The 21,340-nt window shown below is 68.8% G+C and carries 20 protein-coding genes; 17 read left to right on the forward strand and 3 right to left on the reverse strand.

Translation table 11 applies throughout. The annotated features are described in order from the left end of the window. From TSH20_RS35030 to TSH20_RS19685, 15 genes are all read left to right on the forward strand, one after another. Nucleotides 1–860: hypothetical protein (locus TSH20_RS35030; RefSeq protein WP_158282029.1), on the forward strand; the 860-nt coding region annotated here is incomplete at its 5' end. A gap of 428 nt (nucleotides 861–1,288) precedes the next feature. Beyond that, on the forward strand, nucleotides 1,289–1,762 hold the full coding sequence (locus TSH20_RS19620) for a helix-turn-helix domain-containing protein (protein ID WP_199232123.1): 474 nt from the start codon (nucleotides 1,289–1,291) through the stop codon (nucleotides 1,760–1,762). A 1,072-nt stretch (nucleotides 1,763–2,834) separates the two neighbouring features. Further along, the gene (locus TSH20_RS19625; RefSeq protein WP_109076294.1) at nucleotides 2,835–3,560 is read left to right on the forward strand and encodes a lytic transglycosylase domain-containing protein; all 726 of its coding nucleotides are present in this window, start codon (nucleotides 2,835–2,837) and stop codon (nucleotides 3,558–3,560) included. A gap of 125 nt (nucleotides 3,561–3,685) precedes the next feature. Then, nucleotides 3,686–4,135, forward strand: coding sequence for a TrbC/VirB2 family protein (locus TSH20_RS19630; RefSeq protein ID WP_109076295.1), 450 nt, complete (start codon nucleotides 3,686–3,688; stop codon nucleotides 4,133–4,135). Between the two features lie 3 nt (nucleotides 4,136–4,138). After that, nucleotides 4,139–4,474 carry a type IV secretion system protein VirB3 gene (locus TSH20_RS19635; protein WP_109076296.1) on the forward strand — a complete coding sequence of 112 codons (336 nt, stop codon included), beginning with the start codon at nucleotides 4,139–4,141 and terminating at the stop codon, nucleotides 4,472–4,474. Next, entirely contained in the window at nucleotides 4,467–6,851 is a 2,385-nt protein-coding gene (locus TSH20_RS19640; RefSeq protein WP_109076297.1) for a VirB4 family type IV secretion/conjugal transfer ATPase, read from the forward strand. Before TSH20_RS19635 ends, TSH20_RS19640 begins: the two co-directional genes overlap by 8 nt. A 27-nt stretch (nucleotides 6,852–6,878) precedes the next feature. Next, on the forward strand, nucleotides 6,879–7,607 hold the full coding sequence (locus tag TSH20_RS19645; RefSeq protein WP_158282030.1) for a type IV secretion system protein: 729 nt from the start codon (nucleotides 6,879–6,881) through the stop codon (nucleotides 7,605–7,607). 3 nt (nucleotides 7,608–7,610) lie between these two features. Continuing rightward, on the forward strand, nucleotides 7,611–8,012 hold the full coding sequence (locus TSH20_RS19650; protein ID WP_109076299.1) for an EexN family lipoprotein: 402 nt from the start codon (nucleotides 7,611–7,613) through the stop codon (nucleotides 8,010–8,012). A 6-nt stretch (nucleotides 8,013–8,018) separates the two neighbouring features. Further along, nucleotides 8,019–9,068 carry a type IV secretion system protein gene (locus TSH20_RS19655; protein WP_109076300.1) on the forward strand — a complete coding sequence of 350 codons (1,050 nt, stop codon included), beginning with the start codon at nucleotides 8,019–8,021 and terminating at the stop codon, nucleotides 9,066–9,068. 237 nt (nucleotides 9,069–9,305) lie between these two features. After that, on the forward strand, nucleotides 9,306–10,058 hold the full coding sequence (locus TSH20_RS19660) for a VirB8/TrbF family protein (RefSeq protein WP_109076301.1): 753 nt from the start codon (nucleotides 9,306–9,308) through the stop codon (nucleotides 10,056–10,058). After that, nucleotides 10,055–10,906 carry a TrbG/VirB9 family P-type conjugative transfer protein gene (locus TSH20_RS19665; protein ID WP_199232122.1) on the forward strand — a complete coding sequence of 284 codons (852 nt, stop codon included), beginning with the start codon at nucleotides 10,055–10,057 and terminating at the stop codon, nucleotides 10,904–10,906. Before TSH20_RS19660 ends, TSH20_RS19665 begins: the two co-directional genes overlap by 4 nt. Further along, nucleotides 10,906–12,180: a type IV secretion system protein VirB10 gene (gene virB10, locus TSH20_RS19670; protein WP_109076302.1), complete on the forward strand. Its 1,275-nt coding sequence runs from the start codon at nucleotides 10,906–10,908 to the stop codon at nucleotides 12,178–12,180. Before TSH20_RS19665 ends, virB10 begins: the two co-directional genes overlap by 1 nt. Continuing rightward, nucleotides 12,177–13,259: a P-type DNA transfer ATPase VirB11 gene (virB11, locus tag TSH20_RS19675; protein ID WP_199232121.1), complete on the forward strand. Its 1,083-nt coding sequence runs from the start codon at nucleotides 12,177–12,179 to the stop codon at nucleotides 13,257–13,259. The genes virB10 and virB11 overlap by 4 nt, the downstream gene beginning before the upstream one ends. Beyond that, on the forward strand, nucleotides 13,256–15,355 hold the full coding sequence (locus tag TSH20_RS19680) for a type IV secretory system conjugative DNA transfer family protein (protein ID WP_109076303.1): 2,100 nt from the start codon (nucleotides 13,256–13,258) through the stop codon (nucleotides 15,353–15,355). The genes virB11 and TSH20_RS19680 overlap by 4 nt, the downstream gene beginning before the upstream one ends. A gap of 163 nt (nucleotides 15,356–15,518) precedes the next feature. Continuing rightward, nucleotides 15,519–16,619, forward strand: a complete 1,101-nt coding sequence (locus tag TSH20_RS19685) for a relaxase/mobilization nuclease domain-containing protein (protein ID WP_158282031.1) — start codon at nucleotides 15,519–15,521, stop codon at nucleotides 16,617–16,619. A gap of 11 nt (nucleotides 16,620–16,630) precedes the next feature. Here the strand turns inward: TSH20_RS19685 and TSH20_RS19690 are convergent, their stop codons facing one another. Next, entirely contained in the window at nucleotides 16,631–17,233 is a 603-nt protein-coding gene (locus TSH20_RS19690; RefSeq protein ID WP_109076305.1) for a hypothetical protein, read from the reverse strand. A gap of 522 nt (nucleotides 17,234–17,755) precedes the next feature. Between TSH20_RS19690 and TSH20_RS19695 the strand changes: the two genes are divergently transcribed. Then, nucleotides 17,756–18,142, forward strand: a complete 387-nt coding sequence (locus tag TSH20_RS19695) for a hypothetical protein (protein ID WP_109076306.1) — start codon at nucleotides 17,756–17,758, stop codon at nucleotides 18,140–18,142. On the opposite strand, the gene TSH20_RS19700 is transcribed toward TSH20_RS19695, so the two are convergent. Then, nucleotides 18,082–19,110 (reverse strand): ParB/RepB/Spo0J family partition protein, encoded by a 1,029-nt coding sequence (locus tag TSH20_RS19700; RefSeq protein WP_109076307.1) that lies wholly within the window; start codon nucleotides 19,108–19,110, stop codon nucleotides 18,082–18,084. The two genes, TSH20_RS19695 and TSH20_RS19700, sit on opposite strands and share 61 nt — an antisense overlap. Continuing rightward, the gene (locus TSH20_RS19705; RefSeq protein ID WP_158282032.1) at nucleotides 19,107–19,850 is read right to left on the reverse strand and encodes a ParA family protein; all 744 of its coding nucleotides are present in this window, start codon (nucleotides 19,848–19,850) and stop codon (nucleotides 19,107–19,109) included. The genes TSH20_RS19700 and TSH20_RS19705 overlap by 4 nt, the downstream gene beginning before the upstream one ends. A gap of 1,157 nt (nucleotides 19,851–21,007) precedes the next feature. Between TSH20_RS19705 and TSH20_RS19710 the strand changes: the two genes are divergently transcribed. Continuing rightward, nucleotides 21,008–21,274, forward strand: a complete 267-nt coding sequence (locus TSH20_RS19710; protein ID WP_109076309.1) for a tetratricopeptide repeat protein — start codon at nucleotides 21,008–21,010, stop codon at nucleotides 21,272–21,274. Nucleotides 21,275–21,340: the final 66 nt, after the last annotated feature.

Below are 21,340 nucleotides of genomic sequence, written 5' to 3' on the forward strand. Positions count from 1 at the left end.
GCGACTGGGGGGCGACCATGCTGGCGCTCGACCTGATGCGGCAGATGCTCGCCGACGATGCCGGTCGTGACGCCGTGGATGACGACACGCCCCCTCTCGCCCCCCTCGGGACTGACGATGCGGTGGCGCGGATGGAGGAGGCGCTGGGACCGGCGAAAGGGACGGTGCTGATCGCCTGCGGTCTCGGCTTCTTCGCCCATCTGGATGAGGGCGGCGACCGCAGCGGCGCCTGCCTGGCGGTGTCGCGTTTCCTCGCCGCCCAGGGAATGACGCCGCTGCCGCTGCCTTGCCTGAACGGGGTCGAGGCGGTCCGCCGGGCCGAACCGAATGGGAGCTGGCTGACGGCCTTCCTCGGCGGCATGGCCCGGCAAGCGGAGGAGGGGGAGGAAAGCCTTGTCGCCCTGCTGCACCGCTGGCGCGGCTGGCGCCGGCGTGTCGGCGACCGGCGCCGCGACGCGCGCATCCGCCGCGCTGTCGACGCGGTGGCGGCGGAAGGGGTGATCGGCCCGGCCCGGCTGGCGGCCCGGCTGCGCTGCGCCACCAGTGCGGCCACCGATCTGCTGGAGGAGTTGCAGCGGCTGGAGATCGCCGTGGAGATCACGCGCCGGCGCAGCCACCGCATCTTCGTGGCGGAGGATCTGGCGCCGATGCTGGGGGAAGTGGCGCCGCGTCCCGCCTCCGCCCCCCGTCCGGCGGCATCGCCAAAGGAAGTGCCCCCGATATCGCCGGAGCCCGACCGCTGGGTGGAGCCGGCCGAGGGGGTGGACGATGCGCTCGCCAACCTGGAGCGCATCCTGAAACGGCAGGACCCGCTGCTGGCCCGCTATGGCCGGGCTGGGGGAACCATGGGCGATGGATAGGAAAGCCATGCGTCCAGCTTGCCCTGGTTTAAAACCTGCTACCGGCGCCCCTATCCTGCCCCTCTTCTCCTCCGCCCTCCTCTGCCGGGCACGCCTTTGCACAGTGCAAAGCTCTTTGGCAGCGGACGATTCTGTACCGGGAAAGCCTCGGGCCACCGTCAGGTCAACGGCAAGGTCGAGCTGGGGCGGATATTGAGGGACTGCCGGTGACGCCCTTTCTGCCAAGCGAGACCGGCCTACAGGCGGCGGCTGTGGGGCGTGGATAGAATGAGGCACTCTGCACCGCAGAGCGCTGCGGCCGAAGGACCGCGGTGGTGACGATGGGCAGGGCTGGGAAGCTGCCATCGCAGACCTGCGCAACGACCGCTGCGGAGTCTATGTTGCCAACAATCGACGGCAGTGAGAGGGGCAAGGTCGGAAATGTTAGGATGCCGACAGGGCTGCGTCAATCCGGACCTGTGGCGCATTTGGCGAGGACAGGATATGATGAAGGAAGCATTCATCAGAGACTAAACCAGATGCTTCCAATCACAGACAGCAGAGAATTGAGAAAGCGGCGTATAAAATTAGGATTAACTCAAGCACAGGCCGGCGAGCTGATTGGCGTTGATCAAGGACAAGTTTCCCGGATTGAAACAGGAAAGGCGGGTGAGACGCTTACCAACATTCTTTATATGGCTTTGGAGGCTCTGGAAAGAGATCGCCAAGGTAAGGAATGGGTGGAAGCTGATGCCTTCTGGCACTCGGCATGGCCTTCACCGAATCGTGAGCAGATCGTCATGCGCATTGAACAAGTGGCGCGGGAGTTGATGGACACCAGCTTGAGAGGCGCAGGTTTTGCGGATCGTCTGAGAGCCTGCCTTCCAGCGCAGTCTCGGGATATTGCCGGACATGACGAGTAGATGCTGGTAAGCCGCTGGGACTGCGCCTCTGTGCATCCAAGGCGGCCTCTTTGGTTCAAGAACAGGAGAGCGCAGCCCTAGCCCGGAGTGTCACCGGCAGGGCCGAGACAGGACCGGGCATGGAGCCGGCGGATGGCAGCCGCGCGGCTGCCCCGGTGCTGGCTCGGGGAGGAGGCGCGGCCCATGCCGGCGCGTGGGACCGGAGATCCTGGCACAATCGGGCCGGCACTCTTCATGCTCTTAAAAATTAGCGCGCATACCTGCTGTTCGGCTTGGCCGATGATCTGACGAAGCGCGTCCCCTATGTGGCGGAGATTGGCCCTGTGACGGCTCACCATGTCCAGTTGAGGTGAGGGACAGCGGCAAAGCGGGGCAAAAGGGGAGGCATCCACGAGGCTCTCCGCTGCTCCGCGGTGACCGTTGAGCGGCGCTTTTTGGAGGTGGCGGACCCAAAACCAGCACCGGCTCTCCCTCGGTCGAGCCCGGTTCGATCTCTCAATCGTTGTGCAAGTTCAATAGTGTCCTGAACCAAACCGGCTGATGGAAAGCCTTGAATATGCATACTATAGTATTACTGTGCCGGATTCCGGATATATCCCTAATTATTAAAAGACTATATATCCGGTACAAGCGATAATTTCTTATAAACTTAAGCTTTCCTCTTGTATGATATCTCAACGGATTACATCGTTGCAGTCCTTCCTCTCCCAATGGTCACCATCTTCCCCTTAATACAACCACGGAAAAGCGCCCTTAATGGTTGCGCAGGGCGGCGATCTTTGACAGGGTGACGGCTCAGGAATTCTTCTTTGCCGTGCAAATCACCGCTACGGATTACAGCTGAAATTCGACATCGCGCCGCAAGACTGGTGCGATCGGCTCCCACCGCAATGGGACTTAAAATCATGACGTGTCCTGTGCTGGCGCCGCCTGCGCGCGCCTTTCCGCCTTTTTTGTTCCTCCGAGCGGCTGAACAGCCCCGCGGCTTAAGACGGTGCCAATGCCACCGGCCATCCACGTTGCCGATATCGGTTGAAAGATATCATGCCGGTTCCTTTGGAAAGAACACGCGATGCTGAGCGTCGCGCTGTTCACAGCGTTGGCGGCCGGCTGTGCGCCGGCGGTCCATACCGACACGCTGGCGGCCATCGCACAGACGGAGAGCCGCTTCAATCCTTTGGCCATTTACGACAACCACAGCGGGCGCGCCTATGCGCCGGACGACCAGACGACAGCGGTGACGACGGCGTCGGCCCTGCTGGCGCAAGGCCATTCGCTTGATCTTGGGCTCATGCAGATCAACAGCGCCAACCTGCCCCACCTCGGCCTCACGCCAGCCGCGGCGTTTGATCCGTGTGCCAGCCTTGATGCCGCGGCCCGCCTGCTGGTCGAAGGCTACCGTCCGGCTCCCGGGGAAGACAGCCAGCAGGCCCTCCGGCGCGCCCTGTCGCGCTACAACACCGGTTCACCGGCGCGCGGCCTTGCCAATGGCTACGTCACCAAGGTTCAAGCCGCCGCCGGGCAGATCGTGCCGGCACTGCGAACGGCGGCACCACCGCCGGACGGACCCGTTCCGCCCCCCGCTCTGTCTGCGACGGCTCGTCCACCCTCCGCTCTCCCGTCTGGTCCGGCGGCGTGGGACGTCTACGGGCAAGCCCGTTTTGCCCGGGCCCAGGCCGGCGGCCGTGCTCCGCCTGAGTCCGGGCGACAGCAGCACCCCCCGCCTCCGGCAGCCTCGCCGACAACGGTTGAGCTGGCGCCACAGCCCACCCACCCCCTCCGGGCGCCTCCGCCCTGAGGTCAACACCTTGGCTGCCGCCTCTGACGGCCCGCCACTGTCTTGGGCGGGAGCGCCACCGGCATGCCCTGAATCGCCGCCTGTCGGTCCGTCACGGCTTTCGCGCCTTGAAGGAGGCTTGCCCCATGCCTTATGCCCTGCCGCCCATCCCGCCGCCCCGTCCCGTCACGCTGATCACCGCCTCCGGTGCCGGCGCGTGCCCCGCCGCGCCGTCCGCCGCAGGCCCGGTGCCCGCCCAACATATCTGCGGGCTCCAGGGTGGCGGCCGGTGGCGGCGACCGGCTCTCCACCGGTTCCTGCCAGCTCTTGCCGCCGCGGCCGTTCTCGCTGTTGCCGCCGATCCGGCCTGGGCGCAGGCGGCCGGCGGTGGCGGCGACATCACCACCTTCCTGCAGAATCTGGTCAACATCATCACCGGCACCGCCGGCCGGCTGCTGGCGGTGCTGGCGATCTGCGTGGTTGGGGTGGGGGCGCTGCTGGGTGCGATCAGCATGCGCACGGTCGGCGGCGTGCTGCTCGGCGTCATGCTGATCTTCTCCTCGGCCTGGCTCATCGACCAGATCATTGGAGCCTGAGCGATGGCGGACGGACTGACCGAGGATCCGCTCTTCCTGGCCTGTACCCGCCCGGCCATGTGGCGTGGCGTGCCTTTGGAAGCGGTGGCCCTCACCGGCATGGCGACGACCATCGTTTTTGTGATGATGGGCAATCCCCTCTACCTGCTGGTTGGTGTGGCGCTGCACGGCGCCATCCGTCTGGTGATCGCCTACGACCACAACCTGTTCGGCCTGCTGCGGCTGTGGGCGGACACCAAGGCCCGGGCGCGCAACCGGGAGATCTGGGGCGGCGCCTCGGTCAGCCCGCTGCCGCCCGTCCGCCCTCGTCAGGCCCGGGAGCTGCGGGTTCATGTTTAGCGCCAATCTCGCCGCGCGCGAGCGCCCGCCCGACACCTACTTGCCCTATCTCGGCCATGCCGACGCCGGTACCCTGCTGCTCGACGACGGCGCGCTGTTGGCGATGATCGAGCTGGAAGGGGTGGCTTTTGAGACGGCCGATCCCGCTGAGGTCAACGCCCGCCACGCCCAACGCAACATCCTCTTGCGCAACATCGCGTCCGACCGGCTGGTGCTGGCCAGCCATATCGTGCGGCTGGGAGCCGATGGGGCTGAGTATCCGCAAGCCCCTTGTGCAAACGCCTTCGCCCGTACGCTCGATACCGCCTACCGGGCGCGGCTGCTGGCCAACCGCTTGTACTGCAACCGGCTCTTCGTGTCGGTGCTGCTGCGCCCGCCGCTGGGCTCGGAGCGGCGGATCGCCAGCCTCTTCGCCCGGCGCCGGCGCGGCGACCGCAGCCGGGCTGCCGCACCGGCCGGGCTGGAGGCGCTGGAGGCGGTGGTGGGCACACTGCTCCAGGAACTTGAGGCCTACCGCCCGCGCCGGTTGGCCTTGCGCACGGCCAATGGCCTCCTGTTCTCCGAGCCGGCCGAGGCCTTGCGCCTGGTTTTGACCGGACAGGTCCTGCCGGTGCCTTTGGTGAACGGTCATCTCGGCGGGGCGATCTACACCGACCGCGTCATTGTCGGCCGCGAGGCGATCGAAATCCGCGGTGCCGGCGGCTCCAGCTATGCCGCGGCCTTCGGCCTGCGCGAATATCCCGCCACCAGCTGGCCCGGCCTGTTCGACGGCGTGCTGGCCGCCCCCTACCGCTGCGTGCTGACCCAGAGCTTCGGCTTTTTGAACAAGCAGGCGGCCCATGGCGTGCTGACGCGCAAGCAAAACCAGATGGTGACCGCGCAAGACAAGGCGGCCAGCCAGACGGCGGCCTTGAGTGAGGCGGCCGACCTTTTGGCCTCCAACGCCTTCGTCATGGGCGACCACCATCTCAGCCTGGTCACTTTCGCCGACAGCTTGGGTGCGCTTGCCGAGGTGGCGGCGCGGGCCCGGCGCGATCTGGCCGAGAGCGGGGCGGTGGTGGCGCGTGAGGATTTGGCGCTGGAGGCAGCCTATTGGGCGCAGTTGCCCGGCAACATGCGGCTGCGTCCGCGCCCGGGTGCCATCAGCTCGCGCAACTTCGCTGCCATGGCGAGCCTGCACAACCACCCTGCCGGTGCCCTGCACGGCCATTGGGGCGAGCCGCTGACCCTGCTGCGCACCAGCGGCGGCACCGCCTACCGCTTCCACCTGCACGCCTCCACCGGCACGGTGAACGATCTCGGCAATGTGTTCATCGCCGGCCCAGCCGGCTCGGGCAAGACGACGCTGATGCTGTTCCTGGCGGCGCTGGCCGGACGCCAGGGGGCGCAGGTGGTGTTCGTCGACAAGGACCGCGGCGGCGAAATTCTGGCGCGCGCGGTCGGCGGGGTCTATCTGGTGCTGCCGGCCGGCGCCCCGTCGGGCTTGGCACCGCTGAAGGCGCTCACCGAGGCTCCGGCCGATCTGGCCTTTCTGAAGCGCCTGATCACCGGGCTGATCACCGCACCGGACGACAGCTTGGCGCCGGAGGACGAGCGGCGTCTTGAGCTCGGACTCGGCTGTTTGATGGCGCTGCCGCCGGACGCCCGCTCGCTGGGTGAGCTGCGCGCCTTTCTCGGCCAGGCCGACCCGGCTGGCCCCGGTGCCCGGCTGGAGCGCTGGTGCCGGGGTGGGGCGCTTGGCTGGGTGCTCGACAATGAGGCCGACGCCCTGGCGCTTGAAGCCCCGTTTCTCGGCTTCGACGTCACCACCCTGCTCGACGACCCGCTCGCCCGTGGTCCGGTGCTGGCCTATCTGTTCCACCGCATCGAAGGGCTGCTGGACGGCCGGCGGCTGGTTCTGGTGATCGACGAGTTCTGGAAGGCGTTGCTCGACCCCGGCTTCCGCGACCTGGTGAACGACAAGCTGAAGACCATCCGCAAGCTGAATGGGCTGGTGGTGCTGGGCACCCAGTCACCGGCCGATGCGCTGAAAAGCCCGATCGCGCATTCGATCATCGAGCAGTGCCCAACGCAGATTTTGATGCCGAACCCGCGCGCCGATGCCGCCGATTATCAAGGCGGGCTGAAGCTGACCGGGCCGGAATTCCAGGCGGTGCGCGAGGATCTCACCGTTGGCGGCCGGCGCTTCCTGCTTAAGCAGGGCACGGCCTCGGTCGCCTGCGAGCTCGATCTCGGCGGGCTCGACGATCTGGTGGCGGTGCTGTCGGCCCGCGCCGGCACGGTGCGGCTGATGGAGCGGCTGATCGACGAACACGGCGCCGAGCCCGACGCTTGGCTGCCGCACTTCCGCCGGCAGTGGCGCACCGCCCTCACATGACGCCGCCCTCACAGGATGGAGACCCCCATGATGAGCAGACGCGTTGCACTCCGTGCCGTGCCACTCGCCGCCACGCTGGTCCCGGCGGTCTTTCCGCCCGCCCACGCCCAGCTGGCGGTGATCGACCCGGCCAACTTGGCCCAGGCGGTCCAGCAGGTGCAGCAGATGGCCCAGCAGCTGCAGGCGATGCAGCAGCAATACCAGCAGCTCCAGCAGACCTATCAGGCGATCGCCCATGCGCCGTCGAGCCCCCTCACCGAGCTCGGCCAGCAGCTCAACGTCGAGGCGTTCCGAAACGCCCTGCCGGCGCAAAGCAACGTGCTGGGATCGGTGATGGAGGGCCGTGCTCTCGGGCCTGGGGCCTTTGGCAGTGCGGCCCAAGGGCAGTTGGAGCGCAACCGTGTCTACAGCCCTGATGGTGCCGACTTCCAAGCACAGGAGATGCAGCGCACCGCCACCAGCGTCGCCGGCGCGCAGGCGATGGCGAGCGGACTCTACCAGTCGGCGGCCAGCCGGGTCGCCGTCCTGCAGGCCATCGAAGGACAGCTCGCCACCGCCGCGGACGCCAAGGCGGTGGCCGACCTCGCCGCCCGCATCAGCGCCGAACAGGCTTACATCCAAGCCCAGCAGGTGCAGGCGCAATCGCTGGTGCTGTGGCAGCAGGCGCAAATGCGCAATCAGGACCAGCGCGAGCAGGAACGGCGGCGGCAATCGATCGACGCGCTGATCGCGCAAGCCAAGGCGCGGGGAGGCTGAGTGATGACGATCCCGCTCCGCACGCCGCACCTTCTGCCGGCAGTCCTGGCCCTCACCGTCCTCATTCCGGCCCCCTCAGGCGTTGCGGCCGCGCCGCGCAGCGTCGGCTGGTACGCCGACCACCCGCAAGAGCGCGCGCAAGTCCAGCTCGCCTGCTTCGATGATCCCGGCCGGCTTGGCCGCGATTCCGACTGCGTCAACGCCCAACAAGCCAGCGTCGAGGTGGCCCTGCGCCAAGCCCGCGCCCGCACCGGCACTATGGATCCCAACGATCCGGAGTTTTGGTCGAATGACCCCGAGACACGCCAAGGAAAGCTCATCATGTGCCGACGAACCCCGACGCTCGACCATTGCGAGGCCGCCCGGCGCTCCTTGCTGATCGAGGCCGGCCGGGCCGGGAAGTGAGTGGCGATGGAGGACATTCAATGGCGGATTTTCGCCTACATCGTCGCCCAGGTGGAAGCCCCGCTGGTCGATGCGGTGGCCGACGTGATGGCGGCCTTCCTCGCCTATGTCGCGACACCGCTGCGGCTGGCGCTGGTGCTTTATGTCGCGTTGACCGGACTGGCCCTGCTGTCCGGCCGCGTCACCGACACCGCCTCCACCGTGCTGTCCCGGCTGCTGGCGATGATGCTGGTGGTGTGGGTCGTCACCGGGGCCGGGGTCTACCAGCGCTACATCCATGAGCTGTTCTTCACCGCCCTGCCCAACGGCTTGGCAGCGGCGCTGACCTCCTCGGGTACAGTCAGCACGGTCAGCGCCGACAGCTTCGACCGGGTCTGGCTGAAGGCGTGGCATGCTGGGCTGGAGGTGTGGCGCACGCTCGGCTGGAGCGACGTCGCGGAAAAGGCGGTGGTGGTGCTGTTCTGGGCGGCCTCGATCCTGTCGACCGCCTTCTGCTTCGCCATTTGGCTGGTGTCGCGGCTGGTGCTGGCGCTCTACATCGCGCTCGGACCGCTTTTGGTGCCCTTGGCGCTGTTCGCCGCCACTCGGGCGGTGTTCGAGCGCTGGATCGGCTCCCTGATCGGCTGCGTCATCCTCCAGGTTGCCACCACTGTCCTGCTCTACATCATCCTTGGTGTGGAGCAGCAATTGATCGGGAGGATCGCCCTGATGGGCTCGGTCGACCCGATGGTGATGCTGCAGGTCCTGCTTGCCGGGGTGATCTTCTTCGCGGTCGCCGCTTATGTGGCGCTGCAGCTGCCGGCTCTGGCCGCCGCCCTGTCCGGTGGCCTCGCCTTCCACACCGGCGCCCTGCTGCGCAGTGGCCATGCGGCCCTCGGCTCGACCGGACACAGCCAGCTCGATGCCGACGGCCAGTCCCACCGCGTCGGCCGCTCAGGCGCCTTGGGTGTGCTGCATGCCGCGGGTGAGGCTGCTTGGCGGGGTGGCGGGGCGGCCACTCGGCGTCGCCCAACTCCACCTGGCCCCTCGCTGTCTGACCGGGGCGTCGTTCCCTGATGGCGTGGCCGCCCTGCCCTTTCCTCCCACCGCCTCACGACAGGGGAGACTGACCATGATCCGAGTTTTGGCCTTTTTGCTGCTGTGCGCCCTGTCGGCCTGTGCCGAGGCCCCGCCGCTGGGCGAGGCCACCGGTCCGCTGCGCCCGCTCAATCCCGGCCGTTGGAGCCCGACTGAGGCTGATCTCATCCCGCCCGTCGCTTTTTGGCCGGCCTTGCCGGCTGACGGAGCTGGGCGGTGAGCCCCGGTCAACCCGCCTCCTCTGCCGCCAGTCCTGCGGCCGTTTCGGCCGCAGCCTTCCAGGCCCGCCCGGTCGCCGCCGATCCGGCGCTGCTCTCGGCCTATTTCACCCAGGTCGCCAGCTATGAGGCCGACCGGCTGCGCGCCAGCCGCCGCATGGCGCGGTTCGGCGTTGCCGTTGGAGCCGCCGGGATGGTGGCGGGGCTGGCCGGCACGCTGGCGGTGGCCGCCCTGGTGCCGCTCAAGAGCGTGGTGCCGCTGGTGTTCCGGGTCGATCAGGCGACCGGCGTGGTCGAGCGTGTCTATGATGTGCGCGGCGGGCCAATGGAAGCGAGTGAGGCCGAGCAGCGCTATTTCCTGTGGCAGTATGTCCGGCTGCGCCAGGGCTACAGCGCGGCTGAGGCGCATGCCAATTTCGACGCGGTGGCGCTGATGTCGGCCCCCCAGGTTCAGGCCGACTATGCCGCTGCCTTCCGCGGCGCCAACCCAGCCAGCCCGCAGGTGCTGCTCGGCGCCGGCGGCTGGGCCTCGGTGCGCTGGGTGTCCACCAGCTTCCTTGGGGACAGGCTGGCGCAGCTGCGCTTTGTCCAGAGCGAGCGCACGCGCGACGGGGCCTCGTCGGCTCGGCACCTGGTGGCGACCATCGGCTTCGAGTTTGCGCCCGGCACGCTCAGCGCCTCGGCACTGAACGTCAACCCGCTGGGCTTCCTCGTCACCAGCTACCGGGTGGATGAGGAGGTGGTGCCTTGATCCCACGTCCGTCTTTCCGCCTTGCTGGCATTGGGCTTACCGCCGCCGTCTTGTTGGCCGGGACTGTCCGGGCCGAGCAGGTGCCGCGGCCGGGCCGCCAGGATCCGCGGGTCGCCAGCGTCGTCTACACGAACCTCGACGTGGTGCGCATCGTCGGCAGCCCGACCAGCTCGACCCAACTTCTCTTCGGCGCCGATGAGGAGGTGACCCAGGTCGCCATCGGTGATGCCGATGCCTGGTTGGCCCAGCCGGCCGGCGCCATGCTGTTCGTCAAGCCGACCGGCCCCGTTCCGCCGACCAACGCGCAGGTCGTGACCCGGCGCCCCGACGGCAGCCGGCGCTCCTACCAGCTGCGGCTGGTGGCGGCCAGCGGCGAGGAGGCCGCCCTCTTCGCCGTGCAGTTCCGCTATCCCGACGAGGAGCGCAAGGCGCTGGCCGCACGCCGGGCCGCAGCCGCGGCGGCGGCGCAGGAGCGCGCCGTCCAGGCTCGGCTGGCGCAGGGCTGGGCGGACGGTCCGCGCAACTGGCGCTATGTCGCGCAAGGCTCCCCCGCCCTGGAGCCGGCCGAGGTCAGCGACAACGGCCGCCAGACGGCCTTCCGCTTCCCCGGCAACCGGCGCCTTCCGGCGATCTACGCCGCCGCTCCCGACGGCAGCGAGACGCTGGTTCCCTTCACCATGTCCGGCGACCGGGTGGTGGTGCAGACCACCGCCCGCAGCTTCCTGCTGCGCGATGGGCAGGAGGCCTTGCGCATCCTCAACCGCGGTTTCGATCCGGCCGGGCGCGATCCTGGCACCGGTACCGGCTTGCCCGATCTCGCCCGAACCATCCGCCAGGAGGGCCCCTGATGAGCGACACGCAACCCCCCGATCAGGACCGCGGTCCCGGTGGCGATCCCGATAGCGCCCAGCCATCCGCCGCTCCGCCCCGCCGTCCGCCCGGCGACGGTGGTCAGGGCGACGGGAGCGGCGTGGCGGGCGAACGCCATGTGTCCGAGGTGGCCGGGCGACGGCAGGGCATCGGCAAAGCAACCGGTGTCGGTGTCCTCATCGCCGGTACGGTGCTGGCCTGTGGCGTCATCCTGCTCACTGCCGAGCGGCCCGATCTCGATCACCGGGACACCCCGCCGCCGGCGGTGCGCCCAGCCGTGCGCTACGAACCGCCGCCGCCTGTTCCTCCTGCGGCCCCGCCACCCGCCCCGCCGGTCCAGCCGGTGGCGCTGCCCTTGCCTTTGCCCCCGGCACCACCCCCGCCGCCAGCCCCGGCGGCCTCCAAGCCGCAGCACGGAGATCGCCTGCTGGTCTACACCGCCGGTGGCCCAGGCGGATCGGGCGGTGGGCGCGGCGGTGACCGGGCGGGGGCTGCACCGGCCCTTGCGGGTGGGGTGGCCGGCATCGGTCCAGGCCTGGTGAACAGCCTGGAGAGTGGGGACGGGGCGGGCGGCGATGATCTGGCCGTCCGGCTGCAGCCGACCCCGTTCGACGGGGTGGCGGCCCGTGTCCTGCGTCACCAGCCCTATCTTCTGACCAGCGGAACAGTGATCCCCTGCATCTTGCAGACGGCGATGGACTCCAGCCTGCCGGGATTGGTGAGCTGCCACATCCCGCAAGACGTGCTTGGCAAGACCGGGCTGACCCTGCTCGACCGCGGCACCCGGGTGGTCGGCCAGTTCCGTGGCGGCGTCCAGCAGGGGCGGGAGCGGATGTTCGTGGTGTGGACGCGGGCGGAGACCCCGCAAGGGGTGGTGATCGCGCTCGACAGCCCAGGCACAGACCCGCTCGGCCGTTCCGGTCTGGAGGGGGCGGTCGACCGGCATTTCTGGCAGCGTTTCGGCGGGGCGTTGCTGCTGTCCACGGTGGAAGGGGCCATCCAGGCCGGGGTTGCGGCGGCGGCCAAGGAGGGCACCACCAGCATCAACACCGGCCAGACCCAGGCGGTGATCGCCGAGAGCCTGCGCGCCAGCATCGCCATCCCGCCGACGGTGCGCAAAAGCCAAGGGGCGCTGGTCAGTATCCTGGTCGCCCGCGACCTCGATTTCTCCGGTGTTTATGCCGTTGGCCCGGCTGGAGCCCCAGCCATGTCCCCCCTCGGTTCCCTGGTGCAGCCGGAGCGGGGGCGATGATGCGGCGGGGGGAGGCGACCTTGCGCCGGTTGCTGGAGCCGATCGCCGGCCCGCTCGCCCAGGACGGCGTCACCGACATCGTCGTCAACCGCCCTGGCGAGGTCGGCATCGAGTGCTGCGGGCGTTGGGAGTGGCAGGCGGTCGCTGCCTTCGACGCCGAGCGGCTGGAGGCGATCGCCACCTTGTGCGCGGCCCTGACCCAGCAGGATGTCGGACCGGAGCGCCCCTTGTGCGCTTCGGTGCTTCCGGACGGCCAGCGGGTGCAGATCTGCCGTCCGCCGGCAGTCGAGGCTGGCCGGCTCAGCCTGACCATCCGTCGGCCGGCGCGCCATGCTCCCACCGTGGGGGAGCTGGCGGCGGGCGGGCTGTTCGCCGCGACCGCCAGCTCCCAGCTCTGCGCGCTCGACGCCGAGCTGATGGCGCTGTATCGGGCAGGCGATTGGGAGCGCTTCTTCCCACTGGCGGTCGGGGCGAAAAAGACCTTGATCATCAGCGGTGACACCGGGTCGGGCAAGACCACCTTCGCCCGGGCGCTGATCGCCGCGATCCCCCTGGAGGAGCGGCTGGTCACCATCGAGGACACGCCCGAATTCATCCAGCTGCCCCAGCGCAACCATGTCGCGCTGTTCTACAGCAAGGGTGACCAGGGGGTGGCCCGGGGCGGGGCGGAGGACCTGATCGAAGCCGCCTTGCGCATGCGCCCCGACCGGGTGCTGATGCAGGAGCTGCGCGATGGCGCCGCCTTCACCTTCCTGCGCGCGGTGTGCGCCGGCCATCCCGGCGCCATCACCACCTGCCACGCGTCAAGCGCAGTTGGTGCCTTCGACGCGCTGGGCTTGATGGTCAAGCAGCATGAGGCTGGCCGGCATCTGGCCGATGGCGATGTGCGGGCGCTGCTGCGCCAACGGATCGACATTGTGGCGCAGTGCCGGCGCGGAGCCGCCGGCTTTGGCATCAGCGACGTGTATTTCGCCCCGATGGCAGGCACGGCGGCGGACAGGGTGACGGCGAGCCGGGCGGTGGGGACCAGGCGCGCTGCGTCGGCCCTTGCCGGCCTGGCCCGGGAGGCGGGACCGTGACGGGCTGGTCCGGCTGGCCGAACCCCGTCCGGGTTCTGGTGGTGGTGACCGCTGCCGGCTTGCTGGTGCTGATATGGTCAGTGCTGGCCTCGCTGGTCTTTCTCGCCGGCACCCGGCTTTTGACACCCGACATGCTGCCGCTCCTGCAGTTCTGGCAGTATCTGCTCTATTACGGGCTGGACCACCCGCTGGTCGGGCCGTGGCTGAGGATTGCCGCCGCGGTGGCGAGTGCCCTGCCGGTGCTGGTCCTGACGGGGCGGCTGGCGCGCCAGGGCTGGCCCGGGCGCCGGGGACCGCCGCTTCATGGCCGAACGCGCTGGGCCCGGGGCCGTGAACTGGCCGAGGCCGGCTTTTATGCCCGCTTCGGCGGGCTCTATGTCGCCAAAGACCGCCGCGGCCGGGTCTTGCGCTTTGGCGGACCCGAGCATGTCGCCTGTTATGCACCGACGCGCTCAGGCAAAGGGGTGGGGCTGGTGATCCCCAACTGCCTGCTCTACGAGGCCTCGCTGGTCTGTTTGGATGTGAAGAAGGAGAATTGGGCAGCCTCGGCCGGCATCCGGGCGGCGGCCGGCCAGGCGGTCTTCCTGTTCGACCCGCTGGCCCCCGACGGGCGCACCGCGCGCTACAACCCGTTCAGCTATGTCCGGCGTGGCAGCATCGACGCCTTCGAGGACATCCAGCGCATCGCCCAGATGGTCTTCCCGCACGCTGGCGGCGACCAGCAATTCTGGACCGACGCCGCGCGCTCGGCCTTCACCGGGGCGGCCGGCTTCCTGGCGGAAACGCCCGAGCTGCCCTTGACCTTCGGCGAGGTGCTGCGGCTCTTGTCCAGCGTCGACGGTGCGCACTCGATGATCGAGCGCATCGAGGCCAGGCGACAGGCTGGGCGCCCTTACACTGAGGCGACGGTGAAGGCGCTGGAGGATTACCTGAAGGGCTCGCCCGATCTGGTGAACTCGATCCGCAAGACCATCACGGCGCGGCTGTCCTTGTGGTTCAACCCGCGCATCGACGCCGCCACCGCGCAAAGCGACTTCGATTTGCGGGCTCTGCGCACACGGCTGCATGCCGTCTATATCGGGATCACGCCTGACAACATCGCCCGGCTGCGCCCTTTGCTGGCGCTGTTTTTCCAGCAGCTTGTCGACCTTACGGTGCGCACGCTGCCCCAGCATGATCCGGCCGCCCGCCACCAACTGCTGGTGCTCTTGGACGAGTTCCCGCTTCTGGGGCCGATGCCGGTTCTGGCCGATGCCTTTGCTTATGTGGCCGGTTACAACATGCGGCTGATGCTGGTGATGCAGAGCAAGGCGCAGCTGCGCGACCGCGAGCTCTATGGTCCGGACAAGGCCAGGGCGATCTTGGAAAATTGCGGGCTGGAGGTGGTGTTCGGCACCAAGGATTTGGCGCTGTGCGAGGAGCTGAGCGCCCGAGTTGGCTATGACACGGTGGCGGGGCGCACCCACAGCGGCCCGCGCTTCTGGCGGCTGTTCCGTCGCGACCGGGTGAGCCTGAGCGAGAGCGAGCAGCGCCGCGCCTTGCTGCTGCCGCAGGAGATCGCCCGGCTGGCTCCGGACGAGGCGATCCTGCTGCGCCCCGGGCTTTCCCCGGTCCGAGCCTGGCGCATCCGCTATCACACCGACCCCGCCTTTGCCGGCCTGCACCGCCCGCCGCCGGCGGTGACGCCGATCGATGTCCCGGTGCGCCTCGACCGGGGCACCGGCTTCGAGCCGATCGCCGGCTCCTCCGCCCCGCTCCCTGCCTCCGGCGGGGCAGATGCGCAGCCCTCCCGCCGCGCGCGACCGCGCAAGACTGCAGCAGGCCAAGGTGGAGAGGCCCAGGGTGGGGAGGCGGCCAGACCGCGGCGGCCCCGCCCGCCCCCCACCGGCAAAGCGGCCCCCCGGCGCAAGGCCGGGTCCGCACCGGCCCCCACCGATCCGGCAACCCCGCAGCCGGGCCAGGCCGACGGGCTGCTCGCCGCCATTCTCGGCACCGAGGTGGATTTGAGTGGCCATGGGCTGGCTGACGCCAAGGCGGCGGTGGCGGCGATCCTCGACAACAGAATGCCGACCAGGGAGGGCCCCGGCGGCCGGTGACGCCGGGCCGATTGCAGAGAGTGCCCCGCGCCGGGGTGGGCATACGGGGCGCGATCCGGCGCTGTCCTCCCTCGTCTGCGGCAGCCGACAGGCGGTGCTGCAGACGAACCGGCGCTGCAAGCCAAGCCGCGACGCCGGCACAACACCCTTGCGGAGGATGGCGATGGCCAAGCATGACAATGATGAGCCCTGGCGGCTGCCCGCCACCCTTCATGGCAAAGATGCCCGGCTGGCGGGGGCTGCCGGACCGGATGCACTGCCGCCCCGGACCAAGGAGCGGTTGCGGCGCATCGCCGCCAAGGCGCCTGAGGCCATGGTGAAGCTCACCGGCCGGGCGCGCGGTGGGGCGGCGGCCTTGCGCGAGCATCTTGCCTACATCACCCGCCAGGGGCTGCTGCCAGCGGAAACGCAGGATGGCGAGCGCATCGCTGGCCAGGGTCGGCTTGAGGCGCTGCGGGAGGAGTGGCTGCTGGCCAACGCCGCCGCAGCCCGCAATCCGACCGATCCCGCCGCGGCCCAGAGCGTGGCCTTCATCCTGTCGATGCCGCCCGGCACCCCGCCCGACCCGGTCGAGGATGCCGGTCGTTCCTGGGCGCGGTCGACCTTTGCCGGTCGCTATGATTGGCTGATGGTCCGCCATGACGACACCGGCCATCCCCATGTGCATGTCACGGTGCGGGCGGTCGGGTATGACGGCCGGCGTCTGGCCCCGGGGCGCCAGGAGCTCCAGCTCTGGCGCGAGCGCTTTGCCGACGAGCTGCGTCGGCGCGGCATCGACGCGGAGGCAACGCCGCGGCTGGCGCGCGGTCAGGTGCGCAAGGCAAGCCCCCTACCCGCCCGCAAGGCCGAACAGCGCGGGGAGGAGCCGCACGCTGACCGCGCCATCCGGCAGGCGGCCGCGGCGGATGCCGGTGGCGTCGCCCCTCCGGAGCCGGCGGCTTGGAGCCAAGCCCTCCAGGCCCGGCATGCGGCGGTGCGCGCGGCTTATCTGCGCCATGCCGAGGCGCTGGAGCAGGGGGATGCCGCCGATCGCCGACTGGCCGGCGCGCTGCACCGCTTTGTCGCCGATCTGCCGGTTCCGCTCACCCGCCGCCAAGCCCTGGCCGTGGCCTTGCGTGCCGAGCGGGAGCGGCAGGCACCGGAGGATGCCCGGCCGGCCCGGCCGGCACGCGGACCTGACGGCCAGAGCCGGGACGCGCAGGCGGTTTTGGAGCCGCTGCCCTCCCTCTGCATCCCGCCGCCCCGGCCGCGGGGTCGGGGTTGAGCCTGCCGTCCTCAGCCATGGTCGTCCCGCCTTTTGCGTCGGCGGTGTGTTGCCGCCGTGCCGGCAGGGGCCGTGCCACGGTCGGCAAAGCCGGCGGTGGCGGTCGGCCGCTCGGCATCCGGCAGCCCCCATTGCTCGAAATGTCCCGTCAGAACGGCGACAACCCGGCGCATCTCCAGCCGCACCCGGTCGGCTGCCTCCTGAGCCATCTCGCTTGCGAGCTCGGGATCGGCGTGATCGGGGCTGTGCGCCGACAGCCGCGTGAGGTTGGTGCTGATGGCGCGCAGCTCGGTGAAGATGGCGCGCAACGCCTCCAGCTCGGCCGGGCTCCACTGCGGCCGGCGGGTCAGATGCACCAGCGCCAGCGCACGCAGCCAATTGGCCGGGCTGGTGCCGTGCGCGGCGGCCGCTACCACCAGGGCGGCATGCTCGTCCGCCTTGAGGCGGACCCCGACCTGCCGCCCAGTCCCGCTGCCCGAGGGCGGGGCCGGCTCATGACCGTCGATGGCCTGGGTGATGAGCCGCCGCAACGCTGCGGCGCTGCTGCCGTCGGTCTGCCGGGCCCAAACGGCGAAGCGCCGGGCCAACTCGGCCTCCACATAGCCCCCGACCATCGTCTGTCCTGGTTTTGCCGGCATGCCCGCCCCCTTTTTCAACCGCGGTGGGAGAAAGATGGGGGATGACTGCTGCCGCAGCACCCCGCCTGCTGCCGGGCAGTCCTGCGCCCGAGCCTGACCGCTGAGGATGGGCTCTTGTTGGTGTTCTCATCGCACACCCATCGAAGTCGCCATGGCGGCGTCTGACCGGTAGGGCTGGAATGTGCACAGGAGCAGGCACTGATCGCTCTGCACGGTAGTGAGGTGCTGGGCAGAGACCGTCGCTCCATATTCGATTGTCCCAGGGCAACAGACCCAGGTGCGTCTCAGTCCTTTTTCACAATCAAGTCATAAGCCCCTCTCATGGTCCTCTCGAGGGCGAATATACAATTTTGCATCATAGGATGTGTTTCCCTGGCCTAATTAAGGAGTTGAGTAATATACTTGTATATTGAGCAATTTAGGAATATCATTATCCATTAATGTTTATTAAATATTTTTACCAGATGCTGCATATAGCCTGCCAGTGGGGAGGAGGCTGTGCAGTTTATCCTTTGGGAACCGATGCGAAATGATTTCGGCGCTCTGCGGGTGACGAAATTCCGCCTTTACGATGATGCCATTCGCCACGCAATGGAGGTGGCAGCGGAAGAGGTGCGCCATGCTGTTGTCATCTCGCTGCCCGACGGCTCGTTGCATGGAATAGCCGACATCCAACGCCGCTATGCGCAGATGGCTGCCGAGCCTGGCGAGAGGGGTGCGGACAGGCGGCTTACGGAGGGCAAGGGCGGGGGGCTTGGCGACGCTCTGTGCCTGCGCATGCCGGTGTTCTGCCGTGGCGGACGTTGGCTCATCGGTGTGGTTCTTCAGATGACTGCGACGATCCGCAGCACACTGGCCTCCACCTCCCGCAGCTCCTCATCATAGGCCACCAAAGCCGCCCCGGCCCGGTCGGCCCGGCGGTCGGCAACCAGGCGGCCAGTCCGTCCGTCGGCGGCGGCGACCAGGAAGACCGGAACGGGTTGGGCGGCTTCTGGAGGCCGGTGCCGCAGTGATGAAGAAGGCTCCGCTGGCTTCGGTCTTGTGGCCTGTCCAGGCCTTGGCTGTTGCGGTCCGGCGGCCACCGTGCTGGTGGGAGATGTTCTGTGCGTTGTCTCGTCTGTTCGGCTCCCAGTGGTGGAGGATGGCGGCTCAGAGGATGGGGTGTCGCTTGAAGCGCCGCTAAGGCGGGCGATGAGGCGCCGGGCCTCAGTGACGGTCAAGGGCGTGCCGTCCGCCGGCACAGTGGTGGGCAGGGCGGCGAGTAGTGCGTCGGGCGTGTGGCGCCATTGGCGGTAGAGCTCATAGAGCGCGCGGATGTCGGCGTGGTCGAGCCACTGGCGCAAGGCCGGGGGGAACGCGTCCACCTGCCGGAAGGCGGAGACCTGATACTCCTTGAGTGCACACAGGGCGGCGATCTGGGCGATGGTCTGTCCAGCCTCGGTCAGCCGGGCGATGGCGGCTGCCAGATCGCTGTTGGGCAAGGGCGCGCGCTGCTGGTTTTCGATCAACTGGGCAGCGAAGACGTCGCCGTCGGCCGGGCGCAGCACCGCTGGGATGTCGGTGAGCCCAGCCAACTTGCTGGCGCGCAGGCGCCGTGCCCCCACCACCAGCTGGTAGCGCCCGTCGATCGCCGGGCGCACCACCACCGGCTGGACCAGCCCATGACTCTTGATCGAGGCGGCGAGGCTTGCGAGCTCGTCGGCATCGAACTGGCGGCGCGGCTGGCCTGGGTCCTCATCGATGGCGGCGATCGGCAGCGTCAGGACCTCGCCCCGGCCCTCGCCGACGGCGGCGCGTAGGTTGGCGAAGGCGGCGGCGGCGATGGCGGCGCGTGTGGTGGCGGGCGTGCTCATGGGGCGATCTCCATGCGGCCGGCGACATGGGCGAAGACCCCGCGGATTTCCCCGGCCGCCTCGCGGGCGGCGCTGCCGGTGAGCGCCCACACCGGCTGGCGCTCGCTCACCGCCCGGGCATAGAGGTCGCGCTTGGCAAGCAGGCCGGGGAACAGCAGCTGGCCGAGTTCGGCGGCGAAGCTTTCAAACAGCGCGCGTTCACGCCGGCTCTTGCGATCGAACAGCGAGGGCAGCAGCCCGAGGAACTCCGGCTCGGGCCGCTGATAGTGCCGCGCCACCCCCTTGATGGCGCGCAACAGCTCGGCCACGCCCTGGATGGAATAGTCGTTGATGGCGATGGGCGCGAGTACAGCGTCGGCGGCGAGCAGGGCGGCGAAGCTGCGGTTGGTCAGCGCAGGCGGCGTGTCGATCACGCACACACCGTAATCGGCGGCCATGGCGGCGAGGCTGTCGCGGAAGACCTCGATGCAGCCGCGCCCCACCCCCTCAACCCCCAGCAGCGTCCGGGTGGAGCGGGCAAGCGTGAGCGGGCCCATCGCCGGCACCCGGGTCGGTTCGGCAAACAGCTCGACGCTGTCGACGGTGCCGGCATGGGCCTCAAGCGTGTCGGAGAGGTTGGCCTGCTGGTCGAGGTCGATGACCAGGGTGGGCAGGCGCTCGGCGAAGTACCAGCCGGCATGGGCGGCGATGGTCGTCTTGCCGACCCCGCCCTTCTCGTTCATCACGACGAGCGTCTTCATGCGCGCACCCCTGCTTTTCCAGTCCAGGCCGCGGTGGCGGAAGCCGGACCGGAGGAGCTCCTCCTCAAGGTCGCCGCCATTTCGGTCGGAGCCGTGATGCGGATGCGCCGGTCCGGCCGGTTCCCGTCACTGTGGCCGCGGATGGCGGGCGGCGTCAACAGTTCAAAACAACTTATGATTTTAGTCCAATCAAGCACCGCCCGCCTGCGCAGCGGCTGACTGGTCTGGCGGTACCATCGGCGTCGCCGAGAAAGGTCTCGCTGGGCATCGCACTTGGGGGCGAGAGAGCGAGGGGGCGGGCACCAAAGCGGCCTTGTCGGCTGTGCGGCTCCGACGGGATATGCTCTGTGCGGCGATCGGCGGCACGGCGTTTCCTTGCGCTCAAGCGCATCAGATCGGTCCCGAGGGCGTGGTCCCGACGAAATCCTTTACTTGGTGCCATGATTTAAAAACATGATCATAGTTCATGAAAATATGGTCTTTTGCCATTGTGCTCGTGCTGCCGGCGCGATCGGTCTGAGTGGTCCCCTGTTCGGCGACACCGCGCCAACCCTGGTTGGATTGGTCAGGGCGTCCGGGCCGGCTGGGGGACTTTCACCTTGAACCGCCGGAGGGAAGCCCATCGCTGCCGCCTCACCCGGCCGAGGGGTGGAAGGCGCCGTCGTCGGTGTCCAGCAGCCGGTGTTCGGCGATGCATCAAATGCGCAAGCCCTGGCGCAGGCCTCAGGCAGCGCATTGGTGTGAGCCGGCATCCGCGCGGTCGGCGATGAGGATCATCCGTCCGCAGCCCAAAGCCGCCGCCCGCACCGTGGCGTATTGCGCTCGAAGCCGGCGGCGCGGCCGCACAACCGCAATCTTAGATTGCTGGCAATGCAGGGCACGCCATGCTCCAGCGCCCAGCGGGCGGCCAGCGTCTGCACGTCGCGGTGAGGGCCGTTTCATCGACATGCTCTCCACCCAGCACCAGCAGCTTTCATACGATAACTCGTGTGTGCATCGGCAGTCCCGGATCATCGGCCATTCCGTTCCCTGGTGAACCGTCCGGATCAATGCTCGCGTGGGGTGGCTGTTCGGGTGGTGAATTGTCCTGGTCAGCCTCACCGTGGCGCATTAAGGATGCGCTTCGGGCTGCACAACGGTATTGGACCACCAGACTCATGGCGACGACCGGCGACGTTCTGCGTCTGGCGGCGGATCACCACACCGCCGGGCGCCTGGAGGAGGCGATGACGCTGTATCGCCTTGTCCTGCGCACCGACCCAGTGAACAGCGATGGGTGGCGCTTGCTGGCCAAGGCCGTGACGAAGGCTGGAGATCGCAAGGCCGGGCTGGCGTGCCTCAGGCGCCTAATCGCGTTGTGCCCTGCCGACGCCACCGCGTTTGCCGACTGTGCGGCCCTGCTTGCACGACGCCAATTACGATAACCGCCTAACGACGATTGGAATGGCCGGAAGACGGCCCCGTCATCAGCCTCTCCCCCGTGATCACGG

It is taken from the genome of Azospirillum sp. TSH20, assembly GCF_003115935.1.
GTDB lineage: Bacteria > Pseudomonadota > Alphaproteobacteria > Azospirillales > Azospirillaceae > Azospirillum.